Origin of the sequence: Collinsella sp. CLA-AA-H302 (assembly GCF_040093305.1) — a bacterium.
Lineage (GTDB): Bacteria > Actinomycetota > Coriobacteriia > Coriobacteriales > Coriobacteriaceae > Collinsella.
In genome coordinates this window covers 18,641-35,186 of sequence record NZ_JBBNJW010000006.1, presented here as the reverse complement: position 1 = coordinate 35,186, position 16,546 = coordinate 18,641, and the positions used below count along the sequence as shown (strand labels likewise).

Below are 16,546 nucleotides of genomic sequence, written 5' to 3'. Positions count from 1 at the left end.
GGTTGGATAACCGCGGGGCGCCGGGATGCGGCCTACTGCCTCTGCGCGCGGTAGCGGGCCTCGGTGGCCTCCTTGGCCGGGCGCCACCAGGACTCGTTCTCGACGTACCAGTCGATGGTGGCCTTGAGGCCCTCGGCGAAGTCGGTGTGCGCCGGCCTCCAGCCGAGCTCGCGCTGGAGCTTCGTGCTGTCGATGGCGTAGCGGCGGTCGTGGCCGGGGCGGTCGGCGACCCAGTCGAAGTCCTCGGGGTCGCGCCCCATGGCCTCGAGGATCATGCGCAGCACGGTGATGTTGTTCTTCTCCCCATTGGCGCCGATGAGGTAGGTCTCCCCCATGCGGCCCTTGGTGAGGATGTCCCAGACGGCGCTGGAGTGGTCCTCGGTGTGGATCCAGTCGCGGACGTTCTCGCCCCTACCGTAGAGCTTGGGGCGCACGCCGTCGATTATGTTGGTGATCTGGCGCGGAATGAACTTCTCCACGTGCTGGTAGGGGCCGTAGTTGTTGGAGCAGTTGGAGATCGTGGCGCGCAGGCCGTAGGTGCGGGTCCATGCGCGCACGAGCATGTCGGAGGACGCCTTGGTGGAGCTGTACGGGGAGCTCGGATGGTACGGAGTCTCCTCGGTGAACTTGGCCGGGTCGTCGAGCGCGAGGTCGCCGTAGACCTCGTCGGTGGAGACATGGTGGTAACGGATGCCGTACTTCCTCACGGCCTCCAGCAGGCGGAAGGTGCCCTCCACGTTGGTGCGCAGGAACGGCTCCGGATCGGCGATGGAGTTGTCGTTGTGGCTCTCGGCGGCGTAGTGGACGATGGCGTCGTGGCCGGGGACGATCCTATCGAGCAGCTCCGCGTCGCAGATGTCGCCCACGACGAGCTCGACGCGGTCGGAGGGCAGCCCGGCGATGTTCTCGGGGTTGCCGGCGTAGGTCAGCTTGTCCAGGACGGTCACGTGCGCCTCGGGGTGGTTGTCCACGACGTAGTGCACGAAGTTGCTGCCGATGAAGCCGCAGCCGCCCGTGACGATGATGTTGTGGGGTTCGAAGATCTCAGACATAATGCTCCAAATTAAATCTACCCGTTTGGATGAACGTACTTAAACATCTGAACAAATGAGCCACTGTCAGAAGAAACGTCCTGGCCATTCTCGCGGTTACCGTACTTCCTAAAGCCCAAATTAGTATAAAAGGTCAACAGGCCTCGCGCATCAACAGCGTCAAGAACGACAAATCTACCGCCGGCAAGACGATGAACCTCGCGCGCAGAATCCTCTGCAAGAGACATTAACTGTTCGCCACTCACGAGATCGGCATAACGGTCATTTTTGCCAAACTGGGCAAGCAGCACAACAGGAAGCTCAATAGTATTAGAAGCCGAGTCGTACTCACCGAAATATTCGAATTTCTTTCGAAACGACCGACTCACATTGATCGCAGGAATACTTGCAACTTTAAGCGCAAGTGCATAAAAACGACAAACGAGGCACTGTCGACTCAAATACCAAATAGGAAGATGCGGCCCCGCGCTTATTAAATTCAAGAGCCTTACAACGCACGAAAAGCTCAATGTCAGAATTCCGCTCGCACGAAAAGGAGGAGAGGACCGATTCGACCTTCTCCTCCGATTGAGCTTCGCAATGATCAAATAACGAATATGCGACCAGAGCCATGTCTAAATACCCATTTTGGCGAACAATTTATCGATTGCTTTTTGCTTCTCAACTGATAGCCGTCCGCCGGTTAAGCGCTTCGGGGATTTAATCGAGGCATCCATCGCTAATCCTTTTTCATATGCTTCGCATAAGGCCCTGGCGCCCTCAACAGAGGTAACCCGAATAGGCGCTTTAATACTAGATGTAGCCATTGATAACTCCCTTCTCCATAACGTTTAGGCAGATTCTACCCAAATTACCCTAATACTCGCGCGGGCTGTTGACGATCTCGCCGGCGGCGACCTTCTTCAGGTGCTGACCGTAGACCGACTTGCCGTAGGCCTCGGCGGCCTGCTTGAGCCCCTCGGTCGTGATCCAGCCGTTCTCCCAGGCGATCTCCTCGGGGACCGAGACCGGCAGGTCCTGGGAGTGCTCCACGGCGCGGACGAACTCAGCGGCCTCGTGCAGGCTCTCCATGGTGCCGGTGTCGAGCCACGCGTAGCCGCGGCCCAGGGTCACGACGGACAGCGTCCCCTCCTCCAGGTACATCTGGTTGAGCGTGGTGATCTCCAGCTCGCCGCGCGCGGACGGCTCCACCCTATGCGCCTTGGCGGCCACGTCGCCCGGGTAGAAGTACAGGCCGGTGACGGCGTAGGAGCTCTTGGGCTCGGCTGGCTTCTCCTCGATGGACACGGCTCTGCCCTCCCCGTCGAACTCCACGACGCCGAAGCGCTCGGGGTCGTCAACGTGGTAGCCGAAGACCGTGGCGCGGCCCGACTCGGCGTTCTGGACGGCGCGCGTCAGGTGGCGCGACAGGCCGTTGCCGTAGAAGATGTTGTCGCCGAGCACCAGCGCGCAGGGCTCGCCGGCGATGAAATCCTCGCCGATGGTGAAGGCCTGGGCCAGGCCGTCGGGGCTCGGCTGCTCGGCGTAGGAGAGGTTCACGCCGTAGCGCGAGCCGTCCCCGAGCAGGCGCTCGAAGTTGGGCAGGTCGGTCGGCGTGGAGATGATCAGGATGTCACGGATGCCCGCCAGCATGAGGGTGGACAGCGGGTAGTAGATCATGGGCTTGTCGTAGACCGGCAGCAGCTGCTTGGAGGTCACGAGCGTGAGCGGGTACAGGCGCGTGCCGGACCCGCCGGCGAGGATGATGCCCTTCATATAAATACACTCCCTGGTATCTACGTTGCAATTTAGTTATTTAACATTGTAGCGTGGCCGATAGCGGTTGATAAAAAGACGAAAGATACCCATGTATAAAACAAGTCCCGCGCAGCACTCTGAGAGCCACACGGGACTAATAAAACTTAACCTCATAGTCAATTTAAATGAGATTGCTGGGTGTCAAAATTATTTAATTAATGAAGCCCAATCTTCAAAATGGTCTGAAAGAAGATAGGAATTCTTAAGCTTCTTCTCAGCAGCCTTTCCCATTTTTTCTCTAAGACGCCTATCAGAACTGAGACTGCAAAATGATTCAATCCAACCTGCTTCAGTGTTTAAATCAACCAAATACCCATCAAGGCCATGGGTGACGGTTCTGGAATAAGGCTCGATATTTGTATAGATGCAGGGTAAGCCTAACGCAGAATATTCGAGAAATTTCAGGTTTGATTTGGCGTGATTCATCTTGTTCTCAAGACAAAGAGGGGCTATCGCAAAATCAAATGTCCCTAAACTACAAAGCCATTCAACATAAAGGTCATATCTCCTCAACTCAGGGGGAACTTTGTGAATGATCAGTCCGGGCAGATCAAGCAAAGTGCCACCAACAACATGAACCTCAATGCTTCTGCCAGACGCTTCATATACACTTTTCTCAATGGAAGGCATGTACTCGGCTAGCATTGTAAGATCGGCATCGTGAGTTTCAGTTCCAGAATACAAAACCCTAAGGGGCCCATCATCAGACTGAGAAAGGCGCCTCCCCCACACCCAAATCCTATCATCCAGACAGTTGGGCAAAACACATGATTTAATATTCACTCCAACTCGCTCAACACCTTGAACAACCTCAGGAGTAGAGGCCACAAGCAAATTGGAGAAGCTAAGCAATTCCTTCAACTTGTCTAATTCAGGTAGATATTCCTCGTATTGAGGATGTGAGTCATCCATCGAAAACAAATCGTCGTCAAGATCGACAATGATCGAACAAGAGTATTTCTCTTGCAGACGCCGTAATTCATGGACGCTTGACAAGGAGATCTTATTTCTTGAAACCAAGAAAGTGACATTATGTGAACGATAAAAAGCGTTAGAAATCCGTCGAGCATTAATAAAATCGTCAATGAAAAGATCTTTGATGCTATAGATTGCAGCCTCGGATAACAGTGGGTTTTTAATGTAAGGACTCACAACTCTAATAAAGTCCGAACCCCCTAGATCGGGAGAGATATAAACCAGAGCCCTGTCCTTCGAATCGCTTCGAAATAAACATTTGAGAGTGTCTAGAAAACTAATCCTGGCAGTCTCATTAATTGAAAAGTCCATAGCACCTCAATTACAGCATTAAGTCTCGACAGTCTTTTGCAAAAGACACTAGTGCGTCACAAAGATCAGAAGGAGACAATTCAAGAGAAAGCACCAACCCTTTTTCATAACCAGAGGCCTTCTCTTGCTGAGCGCCCAAATCAAATGTCGCGAGCGGATAACCCATGTCTATAATTTCGGAACAGACATAAGAGAAGGTCTCTGGCCAAACACTTGGGAAGAAGAAGACATCGGCCCCACTCTCAGCAGCCAATTTGGGCAAATCCTCGAGTCGATATTCTCCAAACTCAAAGAAATGATCTGACTTGATATCAAAATCATCATCAGTCTTACCAATGAGAGCGATAGAAACATCAAGGTCGCGCGATTCTATTTCATTAAGCAATTCTTTAATAATGCGAGAACCCTTATGTTCGGTAAGCCTACCAATCAATCCGATGACGATAGGGTCATCAGGTGTCTTCTTCACCGTTATATTCGAATGCAATGACGGCACTTTATGGGGCCTAAGAACAATATTTCCAATATCACCGAACGTATTTTCTAAGAGACGACTAGAAGATTCCGAGAAAACGACTACCTCTCCTGCATCGAGAAGCAGACGGTGCCACTTAGCCCGATAAGCAACAATTGAGTCTTCATAGACATCATAGAATTTTTGATTTCGATAGCATTTGGAGCAATCGCAATAAATGCCGGGCAAACCGCAATACCGTTTATTGGCGTTAACAAGATTAATGCTCGGACAAATCATGAGATAGTCATGAATTAGAACCTCGAGAGCACAATGGTGCGACTCAACACGTTCGGCAATATCTTCAAGTGCAAGTCCAAGATGAGGGTAAGACGCAAGCTCGTTTACGACAATTTTATCAGTAGAAGAGCAGACCACATCAAGTGCATCAGCCAAAGTCGAAGAAACAAACTGTGTTTGTTTATCGCCACTTTGGATCGCTACGTGAAAAATGCTTTCAAACACAGAATATTCAATTGTTACTGCACATTGACTGGCAGCCAGGTCAGCTGCAATCCTACGTTTTAAATAGGTAGACGCTCCCCCACCTAAATCATGAGTCAAATATACAGTCTTAAAACCTGGAATGCTTTTCAAGAATGCCTGGGCATACACAAACGAACGAAGCTCCTTGAGAGGATTAGCTTCACAATATCTCGCAACATCGCGATTGTAGTTAGGAAACCTTTTGTTCAGCTTTTTGAGATGATCTTCAATCAAGGCCACCTTCTCGTCGCTTTGGAAAGTCGCCCCATGATTGTGGAAGACAAACAGGTTCTCAACCATTACGTTTTTAAAACCAGCCTTTATCGCAGACTGGCACCAGTCATTTTCCTCTCCAAAGCCCCTTCCGTACATATCAGAATCCAAGAATCCAACGGCATTAAGAGCATTTCGACTGCAAGCCATACAGAAGCCTACGCCAGTAGGCACCTCATTATAGATAGGATGAAAATGCGAAAAGATCGAATCAATTTCAGCAACATCAAGCCCAAAAGCGAGTTCATTATTCTCAAGGAATCTTGGAAAACTGCAAATAGTTCCGCTGTTCGTAAAAGGAGTCGCTGAAGCAACCTTGTCATCAAGCAGCAAAGGTGCGATGAGGCGCTCCAGCCACAGCGGGGGCAATTGCACATCGGTATTCAGCAGCACAACATCGCCAGTAGTAAACGATAGCCCAAGGTTTACGCTTTTGACAAAGCCGCCATTTTCTTTAGCACTAACAAGTTGATATCTGGGGTCACTTTCACAAAGTTCCATGAGAAAGGCCGGAACGGCATCATCAGTGCTGCAATCATCTACAAAATAAACTTTATGGGCAATCTTTGTATTGCTCAAGTTGACGACAAGCGATTTAAGTAAATTAAGGCCATTGAACACGGGGACAACAATGTCCACGTGATAATCATCGGGAATAGTTACCTTGTCTTTCAATTGTCCCGAATAGCAGAGCGACCCTAATTCGACAGAACCAATCTGCCCCTCAAGATAAGGATTAGCAACTGAAACAGTGGCAGCAACACTTGAATTAGCTTTAAGAATGCCTAGCCTCGTGTCCTTAAAGCCCTTCGACCATTCTGCACATAGATAAACTTCTAGGTCTAAGGGAGAGCGGTAATCGAGAACGCAACAAAATCCAATTATAGGATCTTCATCAAGTCCGAAATAGCATTTTGCTTCAGGGCTATCAACAAATTCCACAGGGCAAGAATAGACCACACCGTCCTTACCTTTAACTGAAATTGAGAAAATCGAGTCCTCGGGTAAATAAGACTTAACCCAACCGCGAAGATGAAGACGACCGTCATTTACCTCAAAATCATTTACGGCAACAAGACCGGAGGTTCTCAAATCGGAAAAACCCTGATGAACAAGACCCCATGACGCCCACTTAAGACGCCTTAATCCATTTTTTGCATTAGCTTTAAAAGACACAACTTCCCCTGTAAAACTAGAGTGTAAGTGCTATGGAAAAAATACGAGTTAAATTGTAGAAGTTTAGGAACAGCATAGCCATTAGCAAATAGGGAAACAGCTTTCCATCAAACTTGAACTTACTTGTCCTAAGAGAAATGAGCAACCAAGGGAGATACGGGAGAAAATACCTGCCTTGAACACCCGTAATGAGCCCCTCTGTATTGAATACCCAGGACACAAGAAGAGTCAGCATGACCAGAATAAGACCAATAGCGAATACAAAAATGCCAGTTAAACTAGTAGAAAAAGAAAGAACGTCGCTATCATCATCAGATGACACAACACTCATGCCCATCACCGCGGTCAGAGCCACGACATAAATATGGGGTGAGGCTATTTCTTCTTGGAACCAACCGAGAGACCCCCCAACCATACGCTGCAGATACTCAAATCCAAACTGGTCAAGAGACAGGTAAAGCATTTTAACGAATCTCAACGGGTTATTGACAACATCGGACACAGTATAAAAATGACCCGACTGATCCCCTCTGTAATCCATACTGTTATTTACAGCTGAACCCGAAGAAGCAGAATTGACGCAATAATCTAAGAGCCTGCCTCCAGCCAGAACCATACCGACAAGCATCATGCAGCCAAGTTTGATAAACAGTTCTTCTTTTCTAGACCGAAAGCGCCCTTGAGGAATAAACAGTGCCAGCAGAGCAACCATTGTATATATAACCTTACACGGAGCGAGAAGCATGGCCACAAATAGAATTTGAGAGCCTTCTTTTATGGTAAACAGGCCTTCCGCTTTAATGGACCTCAAACAAAGCGCAGTCAGCAAGATTGACATAGGGATGATAAAAGCATCATATGAATAAGAAACCGCAAGATGCAGGCACATAGGAAACAAACTAATGACGGCAATAATATTGCGGCCAATAGGAGTAATCCTAAATGCAATATAGACACATACGATATAGAAGGCCAGATTAAATAGCCGGCCGAAAAGATATAGATAAGCCGGTCCTAAATTTAATAAACGCGCCAGAGTAATACCGAGAGCGGAAAGTATTTTTTCCTGAGGGAGATTGGATGAAACAGAATGAGATCTACCGGTCATAGTAAAAATTTCAGCATCAGAGCTATCAAGGAGCTGAGAGTATTCTCTATTAAGGCGGTCGTAGTTAGTAGAAGATAAATTCAGGTTATGAAGAAACTCGGTATAAAATTCGGCATCGGATTGCCTCATCAATAAAGGATCATCACTTTGATAACCCTTGCCCATAATAAAATTAGACAAAGCATAAGATGCGCTAAAGTGGAAATCCTCGTCGGGCGCGGAAAGAGGCGTAAATACACCAGAAAACAAAATACCCAAAATAGTTAATGAAGCAAAGAAAAGTTTAGCCTCATTTGCTTGATCAGAATCACGACAGATGGCGGCAAATAAAAAAATGATCAACAAGACAAGCAGCGAAGCCGAAAAGAAGATCGAAATTAGGCGATGAGAGAATGTGTACCAATAAATTGAATTGATTAACAAGAAGAGAAAACCACCAGCTAGTAAGCAGAGCTGTCGCCTGCTTAATAAGCTGACATTAATTCGAATACCTTGAAAATAATTAATCAAAATGCTTTTACAACAATTCATAAATCCTTCTCCACTGCAGCAAAGGTCTAAAACAATCCAAAATGATAATCTCAAGAAGATATTAAGTTACCTGAAGGATCTAGAAAACAAGACGGGATCGATAAAGCCTTTTAATAATTCTCAATAATGCCACTAAAGATAGACCGACACCCACTAGAGAGATTGACGAGTCGAACTCGCCTATTAAATTGATCAACACCAATCCGTTTTTTCAACTTGTTAATCAGCTCATCAGCAAAAGACAAGCTGACGATTTCAACATCATTGAAATCTAACACCGCAGTAATATCTTAATCGGTAAGTATGTTTTCTACAACAGTTCTAAATAGCTTCGCGTCGAAACGACTTCCTAAACCATGAGCTTCAGTTTTAACATTCAGCTTTATCGTTTTACCGTCATCATCTACTTCGTGATTTTCAGTCCATAAATCGACAGGTGAGGCATCGCCCATAATTTCATTTAAATTTATGACGCTGCTAGGAAATATTTGAAAATCGACAAGAGTCGTCCCGCTAGCAGGCATGTGCTCTCTTATAAGAGGAGCATCTTCAACTCCCTCTTTATGTATAACGTCGAAGCTTGTTCCAGAAGTAACGACAGAGATTGACCCGAGTCCCTGCTTAACCACTTCTTGCAAAAGCCATAAACCGTTTCCGGCACCCTTTCCATCAGTAGCCCCCCCTTTCAAAAGCCAAGCTGATAGCCTCTTCAACTGTATTTGCCATTCTTCCGCCACGAGAAAGTGGCTCCTGAATACCAATCCCATTATCGAATACAGAAATGGCAATTTTACTTGTCTTATGATGAACCGGAGCCATGATGAAACCGGATGGAACAACGGCAGCACAAAGGAGCGTTTGCCTTCGAGATTGATTTCCGCAAGCTAGCCAAAGCTATATCATTCCAAAGGCGTATTTAAAACCCAGCCCCACTGAGGTGTAGCGGTAGTGTGGTAGTAGTTCAGCCACCAAGCCAGTGATGTCGTCCTAATGTAACCGATGTTATCCATAACCATACCGTTACCGACGTAAATAGCAATGTGTCCCCAGCGAGCCCCCGCATTAGTATGCGTATGTGTAGGGACCGCAACTATCATTCCAACCTTAAGCTGCGATACATCTCGACTGTGACACCAATTCCAAAACATGTCGCATGCGTCACCGTTGGGATAAGACCCAAGCACGGGATAAAATACCTCGCTAACCCACTCCGAGCACAATCCCACTCCAGGAGAAGGAACGTTGTAGCATCGGCTTACAATTTGAGACTGAAAGGAAGTACGAGCAGAACGCTCGGGCTCTACCCAAGCACCGGCTGCATTAAAGAAATACTCGCCATTATCGATACTGTACCAACCAGTTGCCATTTGACCTGACGACATAAGGTAATACCATAGCCCGTCATCATCACGGAACCAGCCTGTATTCATAACGCCGGATTCGTTGTCGAGGTGATACCACCTCTTGCCAATTAATTGCCAACCGCGCTGTAGCACCCCGTCTGGATCTGCGTAAAACCACGTATGAGCAGCGGAAGACCAATACCAGCCTACTATAGGCTTTCCTTTGGCGTCTTTGAGCTTAATTTCGCCCACGCTGTCCTTGACACCCGTTAACACAATTGCACCACTGCTACACGCATAATATGCGTTTCCATCTTGCGTGAAGATCCAGGCGTTGCACTCTAATGCGCCGCCACTATCCGAATCCAAATAGTAGCAATTACCATTTACAGACTGAAATCCTTCGAGCATGGCGCCATTATTATTGGAATCAAGCAAATACCAGTTAGAATCAAAGTAAAACCATCCTGTACGAATCGCTCCAGAGGCATTGGCGCAATACCATGTCCCATCGTTAACAAACCAACCAGTGTTCATGGATCCAGATTGAGAGAAATGATACAAACTGCCGTTTACAAGTTTAAAGCCCGTAGCCATTAATCCGGAAGGCTCAAGCCAATACCAAGAATTGCCAAGGAGCAGCCAGCCAGTATGCATAGCGCCCGAACCGTCCAAATAATACCAGTAATGATTGTCTAAAACCCAGCCGGTCTTCATTGAACCTGATGCTTCGTCAAGGAAGAACCAATGACCGCCGGTGGCAGTCCATCCCTTCAAATGCGCACAGGATTCAGAGAATAAGTGCCATCCATCACTCAGGCATCTCCAACCAGTAGCTGCGTAGCCTTCGGAATCAAAATAATATTCCGATCCCCCAATAGTCAGAAAACAGTTTGACGGCCAACCACCGGCCTCATATCTCCACCACCATTTACCGTTTTCGTAGACCCAAGAACCAGGAAGAGCGATTTTGTTATCAGAAGAGCGAACAATCTGGAACGACAACCGGGTGGTAGCGCCAGCGTAGTCCCCTAGCCCATTTACAGTTACAGCAGCACAGCCAGGTGCAATATTATTAGCATATACGACTTCATAATCGGTCCCACATGTAAGCATAAAACCGCCAGCAGCAAAAACCGACACCCTAGGAGTAATCGCACCGCCAGTGTATTCATATGTCGACAAATCAATAGACGCTGTGAAATTAACTGAATCCGAAAGTAACCGATCACTATCCGATGGCCCAACTGGGCCCTGTACCGATTGATCTGTAGAAATATCAGCGCTTAGAACCGCACAATCTTCGGGTAATGAAAAAGCAATCGTGGGGCATAAAAGAGGGGTGAAACAAATTGATACAAGACAAATCGCGCTGAATAAACTAAAATGCGGATTATTTATCATTTCACTCTTCCAATAAAATCAAACAACCGTTTGAATATCTAGGCACAATCGATCCTGAGACACAGTTCCTAAAATAACCAATATGCCCAATTAAAATTCGTTTAACGTATCGCATCATATAATACGACACACTACTTAACAGCATATAGATTATATATCTATTAGGCAATTAAGGATCGGAAGACGAGCACAATTAATGTTAGAGATTAACCTAAATAGCTCGATAATGGAATTACGCTCTTTTGTCATGGAGTCCTCCGGCTAATTAATTTTTCTGTTCCACATTATTAATACAAACAATTCGACTACAGTATAGCAGCTGAAACAACATTGCAGCCGGAGCAGGGATAACACCACCATTGACCAGCAGATGTCAACCCACGATGAGAGCCATCGGATTTGGCACCGATCAGAGCCTCAGCAAAGAGTATTAGCAACGTTTGTATAAGGCTGATTTCCACTTTCCTTTTATGCAACTGGCAACATTGAAGAACTAAAAACGAACTGAATCAAACAATTGCATCGAGCTCATTCATGATAATCCAAACGATTCTCAAGCTCTTTTTCGAGCAAGGCAATCCTTTGTGTAAGGCTTTTGATTGCTAAAACATGACGGCTCACCGCAACGCTAAGGGATAGAGAGATTGCAAGCAACAACACAATTGCACCCAAAAAGAGGAAATTGGCCGGGCTAACAAACCCGATAGCCGTGGAGCAAAAATAAATAATCTGAGGAAATAAATCACAGAGCAAGGCCGCCATGCACATTAAAATCCAAAGTAGAGAATACTTGAGAAGCATCTTTCCTTTGGATACGAGGCGAAGAACATAAACGAGGAACCCACCAAAAAAGATGGCTGCCCCAATCCTTAAAATCAAATTCATTATTGGTCTCCCCTATGGACCCAACACACAAGAACAATGGCAAGCGTAACTTTAATCATGTAGTAGACGGAAGAGAGAACCCCAATGGATGAACGCCCGCCTTGGCGCTCATTCATCTTTACAGGTGCTTCCATGACGGGAAGACCAAGTTTCATAGCCAAAGCTATCGATTCCGGCTCCGGATAGTCATCAGGATAGCTCTTGCAGAATAAGTCGATGGCGTCTTTATTACAGGCTCTAAAGCCAGAGGTGGGATCAGTGACCACCTTACCCGTAAGCAACTCAAGCAAAAATGAAAGCCACCTGATTCCAACACGACGCATAAAAGTTGATTGGAAACCGTCAGTCTCAACCAAGAATCGAGAGCCTATCGCCAGGCTCGCCCCACTCTCAATCAGCTTAACAAGCTCAGGTATATAGGAAGGATCGTGTTGGCCATCGCCGTCAACCTGAATGTCGATATCATAGCCAAATCTCTGAGCATACTTATGCCCCGCTTGGACCGCCCCACCGATACCAAGGTTCTGTGGGAGATCCAGTATGTTGACATCATGCTCTCGGCAAAGCCTAAGTGTTCCGTCCTGCGAGCCGTCGTTAATTACGACATAGTCATATCCAGCAGCTTTAATAGACGCAACGGTATTGAGAATGCATTCCTGCTCGTTGTAAGCAGGAATAATTACCAGAACACTCGGATAACCTTTTGAATCTTTTGTTGTAGCAAATGACAATCGAGTTTCATCCATTCCAAATAATAGTTGGCCCTTAGCGACGCTCGAAGAAAATACGACCCTTACAGTCCAACGTACTTTCTAACTATAGATAAAGTTTACAGCATCCGGACTAACCATCACGAAGTTACATCTCAAGCTTGAATATTAAGTTTATACGGCTGGGATGATCGCGTCGAAAATGTTGGTGTAAGGGTGGCGCCCTAGCGCCCGTTTAACGAAGAGCGGCCTTCGTCCTAGAATCTGAAATCACCATGACAGCAGGTTCTAGGAAAGGACGAAGACCGCTATGGAAATCTTATCAGACCCGACGCCGGACATGCTCGCCATGCCACGGTTCGACGACGGTGCCATCGACATGCAGGAGCTACTCAGGCGCCTCGCCGAGCAGGTCGTCACCGCCGTGATGGACGCCGAGGCCGACCAGCTGTGCGACGGCGAGGCGAACAGCCGGTTTCTCCCAGATTCCATCGCTACGAGAGCGTTGCTCTACATTTGGCCTAACGCAACCTATGTCGTCGCCACAAAAACGATAGCAATATGGCTAGTCTCTTGCCTTAGCGAAAGCAAAGCAGAGCTTATCTGCCGAGTTAGCCCATGTATGCCCAAGCTCAACCAATTCCTGAATTGATTTCGATTGCTTGTTTAATACTGAGCGGCTAGATGCCATCTGATACACAGCCATCTCAACCGACTCCGCACTCATCGATTTAATAATTGTCCCATAATCGCTACTCGGAATAAGCTCACGTGCCCCCCCGACGTCAGTAACAACAGCAGGACACCCACATGCAGCTGCTTCTAGCAGTATTGTTGAAAATCCCTCAGAACGAGTTGGGAGACAAAGTAGATTGGACTGTTGAAGAAGAGCGGAGACATCAGATGCAGACAGACGTCCCACCCAGTGAAGCGACTCTCCCTGGGCCAGCTCAACCGCAGAAGACATTGGCCCATCGCCCGCCAGGACAAAATGGACCCCAAGTTCATTAAGTCGATAGCTTTTCGAAGTGTCAATGATAGACTTGATTCCTTTTTCCGGAATAAATCGACCAACATAGGAAACTATAACTGGGTCTTCGCCTAATCCAAGCTCATTTCTAAAATCGCGACCTGAAGACATGTTACGGTATTTCTCTGCATCAATTGCATTAGGGATGACGCCTTTGGCGGTAATCCCAAAATGACGAAGCCATTCAGCGCTTTTTTCAGATACACCGTAGTATGCTGGCTTATATCTTTTGCCCCTTAATGTAATAGCATGCTCATAAATGCGTACGAAAGGGTCAAGATACGGACTGCTGAATGAAAGATGAGCTGATCCGTGATCAAGAACGACAGGCGTTAGACCTTTTCTTCGTGCATACTTCATGCCCAAAATTGAATGAAGATAGAACCGTGCATTTATCAAAACGCCGTCCACATCTTGGGATTCAAGCCATTTCCATAGATTACGGTTCTTCTCGTCATGCTTAGCAACTGGAAAGCGACCATCAACGAATGGAAAACAAGACAAGCGAAGGACCTCAACACCACAATCGGTCTCAATGTCTATTCCAATTGAATTGGTATCGTTTGTTACAACAATTACCCTAGCACCCTTTTCCGTAAGGGCGTATGCCATATTACGCGTAAAGCTCTCAATTCCGCCCATATGAGGCGGATATTGAGCTGAAAAAATCACATATGTCAGCGCCATCTAATTTCCAGACTCCCAAATTTGCCCATCACCGAAATCAATTAGCAATGGTAAGTGTGTATGGCGATCCTCGGGAGCCGGGATACTCTTCCAGTCACCGTACATTGTTGTAAGGTAGCGCTCCGTGTATCTCGGAACAGGATATGATCTACCTTCAAACTTTGCCCTACAAGTCGGAAGAATATCATCGCCTGGAACGGGGGCCATATTAGGCCAGGCAAGCGTCAGGCACTCATTGCTAATCTGCCCAACGCTATCATCGCCAATAGCGTTATCGAATCTGTCCTGATATTGGCGAGGATCCTTACAACGCATCCTTTCAATACCATGGAGCAAAACACAGACTGCCTTTTCGATTTCACCAAGCATGCCCTTATGCGGAACAGAAATACTCCCTGAATGGTATAGATAAGAAAGCCGTTGAGCGGAAGAAGCAGTTTTTATCTGTTGAGCACGCAAATTAGCATCAACATACAAATAATCGTAAGGAAATACATCTACGAAAATACCCATCGCAGATCCGGCGTCTCTTCCTTCTTGATTTTCAAACCTAGTACCGTCCATGTAAACTTTTGAAAACATAGCCGCGTAACAATCTGTATTTTGTGAGTTATGAAGGGAAAACCCAGGCTGAAGCTCCCTAGGTGCAAGTTCACAAAAACGCTCATAATCTGAACGCATCATGCCGATATCAATATCATCATCCCAAGGAATAAAACCATTATGTCGCATGGCGCCAAGGCAGGTTCCCCCGTCGAGCCACCAGTTGATATCAAATTTGGCACAAAGAGACGCAATAGCGTCTAATATTTTAAGTTCAGCCGCCTGTAAGTGCGACAATGCCTCGGAATCATTCATTTTAGAAAACCCATTCCAATTAACTATCTTGAGTGTCAGCGGTGCTCTTGCGAACAGATCTATAGAGAAAGCCAAGTAAGATTGTACAGGTCACAAAATAGCTAACAATCACTACGTAACTGGCGCCATTTAATCCCGATTGCGGAATCAAAACCCAAGACAAAGGAAATGAGACCAAACAACCGACACTATTTCCAATAAAGCAACCAGACATATCGCGGATACTAATTAGAAGATCACTTAAAAATGCCACTAATGCTGTAAAAGCAGAGCTAAATAGACCCGCATAGATTAAATAACCATAGCTAGAGATTGTGCCTCCGAACACCATGCCGAGCAAATCGTTCCCAAAGAAAACGAAAACGCCAGCACATACCGCAAACAAGGCAAACATTGCCAAAGCCACCGCAAAAACAAGACGGAAAAAGCCCTGGGCGTCTTTAGCCTCAAATCGTTCGGCAAATAACCCCAGAAGAGGGGCATAAACATATGAAGCGCAAGCTTGAATGATCACGATCGGCGTACAGACAGTCGCATAAATGCCAAGCGATGAGGAACCATAACATTCCCCTAAGAACTGACGAGAATATGTAACGACTACTGAACAGAGAGACATGCCGACCACGGCGGGCAGGCATGACTGAAATAAATGTTTACTAGTCGAAAGATTAAAAGAAGGCATTACGTTCGTAAATCGAGATGCAATTTTATAGTCATAAATAATCACGGGATAGGTGGCAACTACCATGCCAAGCAATGCAATATCTAAGCTATCAAAAAATCCCAATCCAATAATAAAGGCAACAAGAAATAGGGTTGCTCGAATAATCATCGAGATACCGCAGTAGTCCATCCTTTGATGTTGCTGATCGACCCCATGCAGTACGTCAATAAAAACATCTCCAGCGCGAAAGGCCAGATAAAGCGATACAGCAATAAAACTATCTCTTGAACAAGTGAAACACATATATATTAATGTAATTGCAAAGCCCAAGACGATGGTAACAATTCTAAAACCGACGTATTGCCTAGCCGATACCTTTTCATGAATGTCGGACACTTGGTATGATCTAATTCTAAAAAGACCAATTTGCGAAAAAATATTTGATACCGACATCGCCACTGAAAGCAATCCAGCGGCTCCGTAGGTACTTGAAAGCCTTGCTACAACAACGGTAATAAGCCATTGACAGCCTGAATAATATAAAGAACCGATAGAGTTCCATAGCATGTTTGACTTAAGTGACTTTTCTTTCAAATTATCCTCTTACATAGATTTCCGATAAGCATCATAAAGACACGCTATATCTACTCTAGGCAAAATGATACCCATAGTCCAAAACCACGAACAACAAATATCCGCGCAAATGCTACGCATCAAATGTAGCATCTGTTACTCGATCGA

At 46.5% G+C, this 16,546-nt stretch carries 14 protein-coding genes; all 14 read right to left on the bottom strand.

Translation table 11 applies throughout. From position 1 onward, the window contains the following. Positions 1 to 32: 32 nt before the first annotated feature. The 14 genes from rfbB to AAAV21_RS05555 all read right to left on the bottom strand — a co-directional run bounded on the left by rfbB (position 33) and on the right by AAAV21_RS05555 (position 16,399). The gene (rfbB, locus tag AAAV21_RS05620; RefSeq protein WP_349108070.1) at positions 33 to 1,052 is read right to left on the bottom strand and encodes a dTDP-glucose 4,6-dehydratase; all 1,020 of its coding nucleotides are present in this window, start codon (positions 1,050 to 1,052) and stop codon (positions 33 to 35) included. A gap of 17 nt (positions 1,053 to 1,069) precedes the next feature. After that, positions 1,070 to 1,561: a hypothetical protein gene (locus AAAV21_RS05615; protein WP_349108069.1), complete on the bottom strand. Its 492-nt coding sequence runs from the start codon at positions 1,559 to 1,561 to the stop codon at positions 1,070 to 1,072. Positions 1,562 to 1,666: 105 nt separating this feature from the next. Then, entirely contained in the window at positions 1,667 to 1,858 is a 192-nt protein-coding gene (locus tag AAAV21_RS05610) for a hypothetical protein (protein ID WP_349108067.1), read from the bottom strand. Between the two features lie 49 nt (positions 1,859 to 1,907). Continuing rightward, complete coding sequence (rfbA, locus tag AAAV21_RS05605; protein WP_349108065.1) at positions 1,908 to 2,807, bottom strand: glucose-1-phosphate thymidylyltransferase RfbA; 900 nt, start codon at positions 2,805 to 2,807, stop codon at positions 1,908 to 1,910. A 189-nt stretch (positions 2,808 to 2,996) separates the two neighbouring features. Then, positions 2,997 to 4,136: a glycosyltransferase gene (locus tag AAAV21_RS05600; protein ID WP_349108063.1), complete on the bottom strand. Its 1,140-nt coding sequence runs from the start codon at positions 4,134 to 4,136 to the stop codon at positions 2,997 to 2,999. A 10-nt stretch (positions 4,137 to 4,146) separates the two neighbouring features. Beyond that, positions 4,147 to 6,585 (bottom strand): glycosyltransferase, encoded by a 2,439-nt coding sequence (locus tag AAAV21_RS05595; RefSeq protein WP_349108060.1) that lies wholly within the window; start codon positions 6,583 to 6,585, stop codon positions 4,147 to 4,149. A 16-nt stretch (positions 6,586 to 6,601) separates the two neighbouring features. After that, the gene (locus tag AAAV21_RS05590; RefSeq protein WP_349108059.1) at positions 6,602 to 8,224 is read right to left on the bottom strand and encodes a DUF2142 domain-containing protein; all 1,623 of its coding nucleotides are present in this window, start codon (positions 8,222 to 8,224) and stop codon (positions 6,602 to 6,604) included. Positions 8,225 to 8,514: 290 nt separating this feature from the next. Beyond that, a complete protein-coding gene (locus AAAV21_RS05585; protein ID WP_349108057.1) occupies positions 8,515 to 8,961 on the bottom strand; it encodes a hypothetical protein in 447 nt (148 codons plus the stop codon). 162 nt (positions 8,962 to 9,123) lie between these two features. Further along, the gene (locus tag AAAV21_RS05580) at positions 9,124 to 10,971 is read right to left on the bottom strand and encodes a hypothetical protein (protein ID WP_349108054.1); all 1,848 of its coding nucleotides are present in this window, start codon (positions 10,969 to 10,971) and stop codon (positions 9,124 to 9,126) included. Between the two features lie 528 nt (positions 10,972 to 11,499). Beyond that, positions 11,500 to 11,856, bottom strand: coding sequence for a DUF2304 domain-containing protein (locus tag AAAV21_RS05575; RefSeq protein WP_349108053.1), 357 nt, complete (start codon positions 11,854 to 11,856; stop codon positions 11,500 to 11,502). Further along, positions 11,856 to 12,587, bottom strand: a complete 732-nt coding sequence (locus AAAV21_RS05570; RefSeq protein ID WP_349108051.1) for a glycosyltransferase family 2 protein — start codon at positions 12,585 to 12,587, stop codon at positions 11,856 to 11,858. The genes AAAV21_RS05575 and AAAV21_RS05570 overlap by 1 nt, the downstream gene beginning before the upstream one ends. 544 nt (positions 12,588 to 13,131) lie before the next feature. Continuing rightward, the gene (locus tag AAAV21_RS05565; RefSeq protein WP_349108049.1) at positions 13,132 to 14,283 is read right to left on the bottom strand and encodes a glycosyltransferase family 4 protein; all 1,152 of its coding nucleotides are present in this window, start codon (positions 14,281 to 14,283) and stop codon (positions 13,132 to 13,134) included. Continuing rightward, positions 14,284 to 15,141: a LicD family protein gene (locus AAAV21_RS05560; RefSeq protein WP_349108047.1), complete on the bottom strand. Its 858-nt coding sequence runs from the start codon at positions 15,139 to 15,141 to the stop codon at positions 14,284 to 14,286. 19 nt (positions 15,142 to 15,160) lie between these two features. Next, positions 15,161 to 16,399, bottom strand: a complete 1,239-nt coding sequence (locus AAAV21_RS05555) for a polysaccharide biosynthesis C-terminal domain-containing protein (protein ID WP_349108044.1) — start codon at positions 16,397 to 16,399, stop codon at positions 15,161 to 15,163. Positions 16,400 to 16,546 lie beyond the last annotated feature (147 nt).

What these genes read in the sequence shown, in the direction of transcription:
- AAAV21_RS05575 (WP_349108053.1), bottom strand. Translation starts at nt 11,856, where the DNA reads ATGAATTTGATTTTAAGGATTGGGGCAGCCATCTTTTTTGGTGGGTTC.
- rfbB (WP_349108070.1), bottom strand. Translation starts at nt 1,052, where the DNA reads ATGTCTGAGATCTTCGAACCCCACAACATCATCGTCACGGGCGGCTGC.
- rfbA (WP_349108065.1), bottom strand. Translation starts at nt 2,807, where the DNA reads ATGAAGGGCATCATCCTCGCCGGCGGGTCCGGCACGCGCCTGTACCCG.
- AAAV21_RS05565 (WP_349108049.1), bottom strand. Translation starts at nt 14,283, where the DNA reads ATGGCGCTGACATATGTGATTTTTTCAGCTCAATATCCGCCTCATATG.
- AAAV21_RS05560 (WP_349108047.1), bottom strand. Translation starts at nt 15,141, where the DNA reads ATGAATGATTCCGAGGCATTGTCGCACTTACAGGCGGCTGAACTTAAA.
- AAAV21_RS05600 (WP_349108063.1), bottom strand. Translation starts at nt 4,136, where the DNA reads ATGGACTTTTCAATTAATGAGACTGCCAGGATTAGTTTTCTAGACACT.
- AAAV21_RS05580 (WP_349108054.1), bottom strand. Translation starts at nt 10,971, where the DNA reads ATGATAAATAATCCGCATTTTAGTTTATTCAGCGCGATTTGTCTTGTA.
- AAAV21_RS05590 (WP_349108059.1), bottom strand. Translation starts at nt 8,224, where the DNA reads ATGAATTGTTGTAAAAGCATTTTGATTAATTATTTTCAAGGTATTCGA.
- AAAV21_RS05610 (WP_349108067.1), bottom strand. Translation starts at nt 1,858, where the DNA reads ATGGCTACATCTAGTATTAAAGCGCCTATTCGGGTTACCTCTGTTGAG.